We start from the raw sequence: 3080 nt of genomic DNA, 5'->3' as shown, positions 1-3080 counted from the left end.
GGCCGGGAACGGGACGAGGGGTCGGCGCGATGCGGCCGGCGGCCGGAGTGACGCGGGGACCCTGGGCGCTCTCGTGAATCTGAGGCTCCTCGGGAATGAGAGGCATGGGCTGATTTTTATCAAACATTGGTGCGGCTCGCGTGGGTGGGTGGCACATCGGGGCGAGTGGAGCGATCAGAAGTCGAAGCCGAGCTGGCCCTCGACCTCCGGAGCGGCTCCGTCCGCCCGGACTCGGACCTTCTTGAGGTGCCGCCACCGGGGCAGCGCATCAAGATACGCCCACGACAGCCGGTGGTACGGGGTGGGTCCCCGCTCCTCCAGCGCGGCCTTGTGCACGGGCGACGGATATCCGGCGTTGGCCGCGAAACCGAAGTCTGCATGGTCGATACCCAGTTCGGCCATCATTTTGTCGCGGTGGACCTTGGCGATCACCGAGGCCGCCGCGACGGCCACGCACGACTGGTCGCCCTTGACGACCGTACGGACCCTCCAGGGGGCGCCGAGGTAGTCGTGCTTGCCGTCGAGGATGACGGCGTCCGGACGGACCGGCAGTCCTTCCAGCGCGCGCACCGCCGCGAGCCGCAGCGCGGCCGTCATCCCCAGGTCGTCGATCTCCTCCGTGGAGGCGTGCCCGAGGGCGTACGCGGTCACCCACTGCTGCAGCTCCGCGGCGAGTTCGGTACGTCGCTTGACGGTGAGCAGCTTGGAGTCGGTGAGCCCCGCGGGGGGTCGGCGCAGTCCGGTGACCGCCGCGCAGACGGTGACGGGGCCGGCCCACGCGCCGCGCCCCACCTCGTCGACACCGGCAATGACCTTCGCTCCGGTCGTGGCTCTGAGAGAGCGCTCGACGGTGTGAGTGGGTGGTTCGTACGGCATGGCGCCCTTAGCGTACGCTGCCGGGATCCGGCCGCAACACCCTGGTCGTGCGAGCATTCCGACCCGTTACAGCGATGTCGGCACCCACTCCGGCAGCGCCTCGGTGCGCTCGGCCCACTCGGCCGGCGGAGTCCCCGCCTTCCCCGCGGCGAGCACACCGCCCACTATGGCGCAGGTGGTGTCGACGTCGCCGCCGGCCCGTGCCGTCGTCCAGAAGGCGTCCTCGAAGTCCCCCAGGCACCGGGCGGCCGACCAGAGCGCGAAGGGCACCGTGTCATGGGCGGACGTACGCCGTCCGCAGCCCAGGACCGCGGCGACGGTGACCGCGTCGTCGTAGTCGAGCATGTCGCGGGCGCGCCGCAGACCGGCGCCGACGGCACTCCTGGCCGGGACGAGGGCGATGACGCCGTCGAGCAGTGCCTTTGGGCTCGGCGGGCCGCCGGGTGCGGCGGCCCGCGCGGCGGCCGCGGCGACGGCCATGGCTCCCACGACGGCCTCGCGGTGCTGATGGGTGGGGTGGGCCGAGATCTCGGCCTGGTGGGTGGCCTGCTCCGGGTCGTCCGCGTACCAGGCGCCCAGCGGGGCGATGCGCATCGCGGCGCCGTTGCCCCACGACCCCTGCCCGTCGAAGAGCGCGGCGGCCAGCTCTCGCCAGTCGCCGCCCTCCCGGACCAGGCGCAGCAGGCGGTTGACCGCGGGGCCGTAGCCCCGGTCGAAGTCGTGGTGACGGGCGAACGACTGGGCCAGCGCGTCCTGGTCGATGCGCCGGTGGGCGGCCAGCACGGCCACCACCGAGCAGGCCATCTCCGTGTCGTCCGTCCACTGCCACGGGCCGGACGGCAGTTCGCGGCGCTTGAGCAGCGGGTGGTTCACCGGCACGAAGAACTGCGAGCCCAGCGCGTCCCCCACCGCCAGTCCGCGCACGCTGGCGAGGGCGCGCTCCAGGCGCCCGCCGGGTGAGGGGTCAGGGGTCAACGCTCAGTCTCTCCATCCGGTCGCCCCGTAGGGCTCGGGCTCCCGCCAGCGGTCGAAGGGGCGGTCCATCGTGTACTTGCCGTCGTCCCCGAGAACGAGCATGCGCACCTCGGCGTTCCCGGGATTCGACAGCGACTCGAATTCCGCGACGGTCCAGTGGAACCAGCGCATGCAGAACAGCCGCATCGCCAGCCCGTGGGTCACCAGGAGCACGTTGGGCGGGTGGTCGGGCGCCTCGAAGCTGCGGAACAGGCTCTCCAGGAAGTTGCCGACCCGGTCGTAGACGTCGGCTCCGGACTCGCCCTGGGCGAAGCGGTAGAAGAAGTGCCCGTAGGCGTCCCGGTAGGCCTTCTGCAGGCGTACGTCGTCGCGGTCCTGCAGGTTGCCCCAGTCCTGCTCGCGCAGCCGCGGTTCCTCGCGCACCCGTATGAGGCCGGGGTCCAGCCGGAAGGCGCGGAGGGTCTCGTGGGTGCGGCGGTAGGGGGAGACGTACACGCTCACGCGTTCCCGTCCGAACAGCTCCCGCAGCGTCTTGCCCGTCTCCTCGGCCTGCCGCCGACCCTGTTCGGTCAGCGGGAGCGCGTGGTCGGGTACGCGCTCGTACACGAAGTCATCAACATTGCCCGTTGACTCGCCGTGCCGGACAAGGACGATGCGCCGTGGTCGTGCCATGCCAAGACCCTAGATCGAGTGACAGCCGATCGAGGAGTCCAGGTGGCCCCATACGGCACAGGTCACACCGTCCACGTGCTCTCCAGCTCCACGATGTCGCCCGTGAGCGCCGCAATGTCGGCCTCCGTCCGGGCGCGCAGCGCGAGGCGCTCCACGCGCTCGGTGCGGTACTTGCCGTGCTCGGCGGAGGACTGCCACATGGACAGCACCAGGAACTCGTTGCCCGGGGCCTCGCCGAACAGGCCGCGGACCATGCCGGGCGAGCCGGCCATCGCCGGGTTCCAGACCTTCTCCTGCATCAGCGTGAAGTGCTCGGCGTGCTCCTCGTGCACCCGGCAGAGGGCGACGCGCAGCAGGTCGACGTCCGCGAAACGCGGTTCGAAGCCCGTCTTCACGTCGAACCGGTGGTCGAACAGCCGGGCCTGAGCGTCCTTGAACGTACCGGCCTGGGCCGCCGCCAGCCGGTCGTGGGAGCGTGCCATGAAGGAGTCGTAGAAGGCGCGGCTCTCCCAGAAGGAGAAGACGTGCGCCACGTCCGGCCGCCCCCGGCTCCACCC

At 71.3% G+C, this 3080-nt stretch carries 4 protein-coding genes; all 4 read right to left on the bottom strand.

The window, feature by feature from the left end; genetic code table 11:
• Nucleotides 1–174: 174 nt before the first annotated feature.
• Entirely contained in the window at nt 175–876 is a 702-nt protein-coding gene (locus C1I97_RS34240; protein ID WP_111006888.1) for a ribonuclease HII, read from the bottom strand.
• 66 nt (nt 877–942) lie between these two features.
• The gene (locus tag C1I97_RS34235; RefSeq protein ID WP_111006887.1) at nt 943–1851 is read right to left on the bottom strand and encodes an ADP-ribosylglycohydrolase family protein; all 909 of its coding nucleotides are present in this window, start codon (nt 1849–1851) and stop codon (nt 943–945) included.
• 3 nt (nt 1852–1854) lie between these two features.
• A complete protein-coding gene (locus C1I97_RS34230) occupies nt 1855–2523 on the bottom strand; it encodes a histidine phosphatase family protein (protein WP_111006886.1) in 669 nt (222 codons plus the stop codon).
• Between the two features lie 62 nt (nt 2524–2585).
• Nucleotides 2586–3080 (bottom strand): YdbC family protein (locus tag C1I97_RS34225; RefSeq protein ID WP_258382879.1); only part of this gene is annotated, 495 nt, incomplete at its 5' end.

The sequence above is a fragment of the Streptomyces sp. NTH33 genome (assembly GCF_003236365.1).
In the GTDB taxonomy this organism is placed as follows: domain Bacteria; phylum Actinomycetota; class Actinomycetes; order Streptomycetales; family Streptomycetaceae; genus Streptomyces.
This window is presented reverse-complemented; position numbering and strand designations above follow the sequence as displayed.